Raw genomic sequence first — 6,097 nt, 5'->3', positions numbered from 1 at the left:
GGGGCACGGGCGCGTCCGGGCCGGGCCTGGGCGGCCCCGCCCTGCCCGGGAGGGCCCCCGGGGCCGGGGGGCCTCAACGGGGGGGGGGGCCGCCCCGCCCGCCCCCGCCCCCCCCTCATGGCGCTTGCGGGTCGGAGACCCGGCGGCCTCAGAACTCGACGCAGCTCACGCTGTTGTCGCCGATGTCGTTGTTGCTGAAGTCCGCGTCCGCGCTGTTCGCGGCGGCGCGGTAGTGCTCGCCGGTCTTGCCCGCGCCCTGCCACAGCCAGACGGACGAGTCACGGCCGTTGGACATGGAGCTGGCCTGGTTGTCCATGCTGACGTTGGTGCCGGCCCACTTGTTGTTGGACAGGTTGCAGTCCGTACCGCTGAACGAGGCCTTGCGTCCGCCGAAGTCGTCGTGCTCGAAGAGGGTGATGGACCCGGCCCGGATCTGGGCCTCCGCGCCCGCGGTCGTGGCCGCGGTGGCTGCGGGGGAGACGGCGATCAGGCCGGCTCCGAGACCGAGGGTGGCGACCGCGATGGCGATCTTGCGCATCTCTGTATTCCTCCGTTGCCGCTTGCCGGTCGGCGGTCGCCGACCGGTTTGCCGTGCGAGGACGATCCTTGCGAACGGGGGTCAGGAAGTCGTTGGCGATGCGTGCGCAACGGTTGGATACGCGTGCGTCGGGTGGTGCGCGGGTGGCGCGGGGCTCGTATTCGGATCCGTACAGGCCTTCCGGTATTCGCTCGGCGCGATGTCGTACGCGGCCCGGAAGAGGCGGCTGAAGTGCGCGGCGTCCGCGAATCCCCAGCGGGTCGCGATGGTCTGGATCGGCGTGCCCCGCTGCCCCGCGTCGGCCAGGTCGTGGCGGCAGCCCTCCAGTCGGCGGTGCCGTATCCAGGCGGCGACCGTCAGGCCCTGCTCGTGGAAGAGCTGGTGCAGATGGCGCAGGGAGATCCGGTGCGCGTCGGCCACTTCGCGCGGATTGAGTCCGGGGTCGCCCAGGTGGCGCAGGATGTGGGTGTGGATGCGGTTCTGCAGGGCCAGCCGCTCCGGGTCGACGGCGCGATCCGCCCCGGGCCGGGCCTCGGGTCCGGCGCCCGCGCCGGGGGCCGGGCCGTCCGACCTGGCCAGGAGCGCCCCCATGAGGTCCACCGTGACGGCGGCGACGCGCGAACGGTCGGCCGGACTCCAGCTCCCGGCCTGCCGTACGACGTCGTGGAGGTGGCGGGAGAGCATCGACACCATGGCCTCGGCCCGGGCGAAACGGGTGAGGAGCCACTGTTCGGCGCCCTCGGCCCGCACCGGTATCAGCTTCGCCGGCACGAGGGCGGTGAGCACCGACACCCGGCCGGTACCGGCCCAGACACCGCCGCCCTGGGACGGCTCGGGCGCGGTCATGCGTACGGTGAACGGGCGGGCCGTGTCGCAGAACGTGAGGTCGCCCGGGGCCAGCGCGACGGTCCGTCCACCGTCGGCGGCGACGGTGACATGGCCCGTCCGGTTGAGCATCAGCGCGTAGCGTCGCGGACCGGGTCCGGCCGCCCGGGGCCGGCGGGTGGTGCGGCGGGCCTCCAGCGGTGGTGACGTGGTGGTCGCGACCCGTACGATCCCGAGGTCCACCAGGCGCAGGCTGGCACGGAAGTCGGCCGCGTACGGTGTGCGCACCTCCAGGGGCGCGAGGGCCTGGGCGACTCGGTTGCGCCAGGCGGTCAGCCGCTCGGCTCGCGGGAGCAGGGTGGTGTGCAGGTCGGCAGGGCCGGTCGGGCCCTCTGTCTCGATCAAGACGATCTCCCCGTGGCGATGGTCGGGCCCGGATGGTCAGTCCGGGCTGTGACTGCCGTGACCGTACGCGGCCACAGCGATCCCACAGGTGATCAAAGCATTGCGTATCGAGCCCCGTCCATGGCGCTCGATCGCGAGGAAGAGGCGGCCGGCCGCCTTGGGAAGCAAGTCTCGGAACGCGTTGGACGTGCACGGAAGCGCCCCTTCCGTCCGTATGGTCGGAAGGGGCGCCTCGTGCCTCGGGGGTCGGTCCGCGCGGGTCGGTCCGCGCGGGTCAGCTCACTCGGGTCAGCTCACTCGGTTCAGTCGACTCGGGTCAGCTCACTCGGTGCAGTCGACTCGCGTCAGCTCACTCGGGTCAGCTTGGTGAGGAAGCCGGGCTCGGTGAGGGTTTCCTGGAGGGCGACCGGCACCTCCACGCCGTCGCCGGTGCCGTTGCCGACGATCAGTGAGCCGACCTCGGTGCCCGGCTTCGCCTCGTGCGGGAGGGTGGCGCTGGCGTCGAGTTCGAGCTTGACGGTCTTGCCGGCCCAGCCGACCGCCGAGACGTTCTTCGTGACCACGACCGGGGTCCGGCCGCCGAGCCCGTCGTCGACGTATCCGACGACGTCGCCCTTCTTCAGGATCGTGTCGGAGGTCAGCGCGTCCTGGGCGGCGAGCATCGCCGTCTTGCTGACCGCGTTGACCGTGTCGATGATCGGCGGGGTGTGCTGGCCGAGGACCGCGCCGACGACGATCGCCGTCTCACCGCCGACCTCCTGCGTGGCGGCGAAGAGGAGGTTGCCGCCGGCCGCCGTGGTGGAGCCCGTCTTGATGCCGATGGCGTTGTCGTACGGGACGAGCCGGTTGTAGTTGCTCCAGGGCTGGCCCGAGGGGTCCTTCCAGGAGGGCAGCCTGGTGATGTCGGTGAGGGCCTTCATCTTCACCAGCTCGTTGCCGAGCTTGACCTGGTCCTCGGCGGTGGAGACGGTCGTCTCCTTCAGCCCGGACGGGTCGGTGTACTTCGTGTTCTTCATCCCGAGGTCCTTGGCGGCGGCGTTCATCTTCTTGACGAACTCCTCCTCGGAACCGTTGCTGTCCCAACGGGCGAGCAGCCGCGCGATGTTGTTCGCGGAAGGAATCATGATGGCCGCGATCGCGTCGTACTGGGAGAGCTCGTCGCCCTCCTTGACGGTGTTGAGCGTGGACTCGCCGTCCTTGTCGTAGCCGCCCTCGGTCTCCGCCTTCGCGTCGACCGGGATCTTCGCGCCCTTCTCGCCGGCCTTCATCGGGTGTTCCTTGAGGATGACGTAGGCGGTCATCGCCTTGGCGACGGAGCCGATGGCCACGGGCTTCTGCTCGCCGAAGCTGTCCATCGTGCCGATGCCGTTGACGTCCATCCAGCCCTGGCCCTCGGCGGGCCAGGGCAGGGAGATCTTGCCGCCCTTGAACGCGTACGACTCGTCGGCGGTCAGGGCGAGGGTGGGCGCCGGGAGCGGGCGCAGGGACTGTGCGACCGCGAACACGATCACCAGCAGGATGGCCAGGGGGGTCCAGATCTTGACCCGGCGGATGAACGTCCGCACGGGGGTCTGGCGCGGCGGTGGGGTGTTCGTCAGTTCGGCCAGCAGGTCGAGCGGCGGCTTCGGCGGCAGCGGCTGCTGCGTCGTCCGCTCCGGGCCCACCTGGGGGATGGTCCGCGTCGCCTCCGCCGGGGTGATGGCGGAGCTGTCCGGGGTCGCGGCCGGGGGCCTCGGCGGGGCGTGCTCGTCCAGCGGCTTCAGGGCGACGAATTTGCTGGTGCGTTCGGATGCGGGCGGGGGGGTCGGGGGGGTCGTGCTGCCGGGCTCGGCGTCGGCATCGGCCTTCGCCCTGCCGGCGGGGCCGGGCCCGGTGTCGCCCTCCGCCTTGTCGGCGACGTCGGGCCTGGCGTCGGACTTGGCTCCGTCGGCGACGTCGGGCCTGGCGTCGGCCACGGCCTCGTCGGCGACGTCGGGCCTGGCGTCGGCCACGGCCTCGTCGGCGACGTCGGGCCTGGCGTCGGACTTGGCTCCGTCGGTGGCCTCGGCGCTGTCGGCGCCCGTGGACCTGACGGCGTCCTCGGGCTGGTCGGCGGGCTCGGTGGCCTTGGTGGCGGCGCCGCCCAGCTTGAGCATGGTGGTGGGGTGGTCCACGGCGGGCGGCCGGGGGGCCCGGAAGATGGCGGTCGGCTGATCCACAGCCCGCCCCGCCTCGGCTCCGCCATCGCCCTTTGACGTCCCACCCGGGGATCGGGGGCTCTTGGTGGCAGCGTCGGCCTTGGCCTCTGCGCCGGCCTCGCTGCCGGTGTCGGCGTCGGCGTCCGTACCGGCGGCGGCCTCGGAGTCGGTCTCCTCGCCCGCCCGAGCCGCGGGCAGCCGAGCCGCTGAGGTGGTGGGGGTGGGCGCAGCGGCACCGCTCTCGTGCCGGTCGGCGTCGTCGTCCCCGGCTGACGGGGCCGTGTCGGCGGACTCGGTCCTGTCCGTGCCCTGGCCGCCTTCGTCAGCCCCGGTGACAGGCTTGCTGCCCGAGGTCTCCTCCTGGCGCTGGTCCAGCGCGGCGTCCTGGCTCTCCTCGGCGGCGTCCGTCGCCCCAGCCCCCGGCTTGCCGCCCGAGGCCCTCTCCGCGCTCTGGCCGTGGCCGTCCGGGCCCGTCACCGCGTCACTGGTTGTGCCTTCACCGTCGCCGGAGTCGGTGTCCGCCGATGCGTCGCCGGCGTCCGCGTCCGGGACGGCGGGCGGCGAGTCGGTATCCGAGGCCGCGTCATCCGTATCGGCTTCCGAAAGCTCCGCGTCCGAGCCGTCGTCAGACGCATCGGCGTCCGAGCCGCCCGCCTCCGGGCCGCCCGCACCCGAACCGGCATCCGAACCGGCATCCGCACCAGCCCCGTCCGAGCCGTCGGCGCCGGCGACGGCGCCCCTACCGGCCTCCGGCCCGTCCGTCTCCGCTTCGGCGCCCCCGACGGCCCCCCGCCCGGCAGACTCCTCCGAATCCGAATCCGAATCCGAACTCGCGCCAGAACCCGAACCCGCACCCGCCCCAGAGCCGGCACCGGCACCGGCACCATCCAGATCGGCACCCTCCGCCCCCAGCAAGGCCCGGCGGGAGAACACCGCTGTCGCCTGGTCGGGCTTCGGGGCGGGGTCCCGGGACATCGCGAGGCGTGGGTCCAGGGATGACTTCGCGGGGCCGGGGGTGTCGCGGAGCGGTGGCTCGTTCCCCGATGTCGACTCCGTCGACGACTCGTACCGCTGCGACCTGTCGGGGGACGTGCCCGCCACCGATGCCTCCTCCCGCGCGCCGCCCGTCCTAGGAGCACGCGCCCAACCGAACCGTGATTCCGTGAAATCCCGCCGCCCGGACACTAGTCACCGGCGCACCGCCGCGCCTCGCCGCTGTCCGAACCATGTACCAGTGTCCTGTGTGCGGGCTTAACCCCTGCGGTAGACGAGAACGACATACCTATCGGTTCCACTACATTTCGGTCACGCACTCTCGACAGACCAATGTGAGAGGGGTCACCCTGTCTGTCATCCACGCGGGGAGGCATGGATGGGCAGGAGCCGCAGAACGATTCCGGAGGAGCTTCTGCTGCTGGCGTTGGACCCGGCCACGGGTACCACCGCACAGCCGCAGTCGCTCGACCTTGGTCTGGCCGGAGCGCAGCTAGTGGAGCTGGCGCTGGCCGGACGGATAGCCCCAGACGGGGATCGTATCGCCGTGGTGTCCCCACGGCCGACTGGAGATCCGACTCTGGACTGCGCGTTGGAGTTGCTGCGAAGGCGTGGCGCTCCCGTACGGGCGGTCCATTGGATCGGCGGGCCGCGTCTCGGGCTCCGCCAGATCTATCTCTCGCATCTGGAGCGGTGCGGCATGGTGCATGCCGTGGCGGGCCAGATGTGCGGAGTGCTGCCGACCACTCGCTACCAGGCGAGTCAGACCGAGATCAGCCGGGAGATCCGAGCCCGGCTGGACTCCGCGATCCGCACCGGCGTCCCGCCGGACCCGCGGACCGCGGCGCTCGCCGCGCTGGCGCACGCGGTCGGCCTCGGCAAGCACCTGTATCCGGGGAACGAGGGACGCTCGTCCCGCTCCCGGCTGCGGGACCTGATCCGACACGACCCCATGGGTGGCCTGGTGGCCCACGCCGTCATGGACGTGCAGAACGGCGTGGCCGCACAGCCGCGCCGCAGCCCGGCACCGACCGGCCGTCAGGCCGCCCCCGGCGCCAGGCCACCCGCACCGGAACCCGCGCGCGGTGTTCCGATGCAGCCACGCCGCGGCTCGATGGCCCGCGTAGTGGCGCACTGAGAGACACGCTCAGCACCGCAG

At 72.4% G+C, this 6,097-nt stretch carries 4 protein-coding genes; 1 reads left to right on the top strand and 3 read right to left on the bottom strand.

Going from position 1 to position 6,097, the window contains the following annotated elements:
• Positions 1-148: 148 nt before the first annotated feature.
• The 3 genes from ACWCRJ_RS43120 to ACWCRJ_RS43110 form a co-directional block, all read right to left on the bottom strand.
• Positions 149-538: a peptidase inhibitor family I36 protein gene (locus ACWCRJ_RS43120; protein ID WP_450944453.1), complete on the bottom strand. Its 390-nt coding sequence runs from the start codon at positions 536-538 to the stop codon at positions 149-151.
• 81 nt (positions 539-619) lie between these two features.
• Positions 620-1,768, bottom strand: a complete 1,149-nt coding sequence (locus ACWCRJ_RS43115; protein ID WP_450944452.1) for a helix-turn-helix domain-containing protein — start codon at positions 1,766-1,768, stop codon at positions 620-622.
• A 344-nt stretch (positions 1,769-2,112) separates the two neighbouring features.
• Complete coding sequence (locus tag ACWCRJ_RS43110; RefSeq protein WP_450944451.1) at positions 2,113-5,046, bottom strand: D-alanyl-D-alanine carboxypeptidase; 2,934 nt, start codon at positions 5,044-5,046, stop codon at positions 2,113-2,115.
• 271 nt (positions 5,047-5,317) lie between these two features.
• On the opposite strand from ACWCRJ_RS43110, the gene ACWCRJ_RS43105 reads away from it, so the two are divergent.
• A complete protein-coding gene (locus ACWCRJ_RS43105; protein WP_005486078.1) occupies positions 5,318-6,076 on the top strand; it encodes a GOLPH3/VPS74 family protein in 759 nt (252 codons plus the stop codon).
• The last annotated feature ends 21 nt before the right edge of the window (positions 6,077-6,097 follow it).

The sequence above is a fragment of the Streptomyces sp. NPDC002324 genome, assembly GCF_053593335.1.
The sequence above is the reverse complement of the archived record's forward strand: the minus strand, read 5'-3'. Positions and strand labels throughout refer to the sequence as shown.

What these genes read in the sequence shown, in the direction of transcription:
- ACWCRJ_RS43120 (WP_450944453.1), bottom strand. Translation starts at nt 538, where the DNA reads ATGCGCAAGATCGCCATCGCGGTCGCCACCCTCGGTCTCGGAGCCGGC.
- ACWCRJ_RS43105 (WP_005486078.1), top strand. Translation starts at nt 5,318, where the DNA reads ATGGGCAGGAGCCGCAGAACGATTCCGGAGGAGCTTCTGCTGCTGGCG.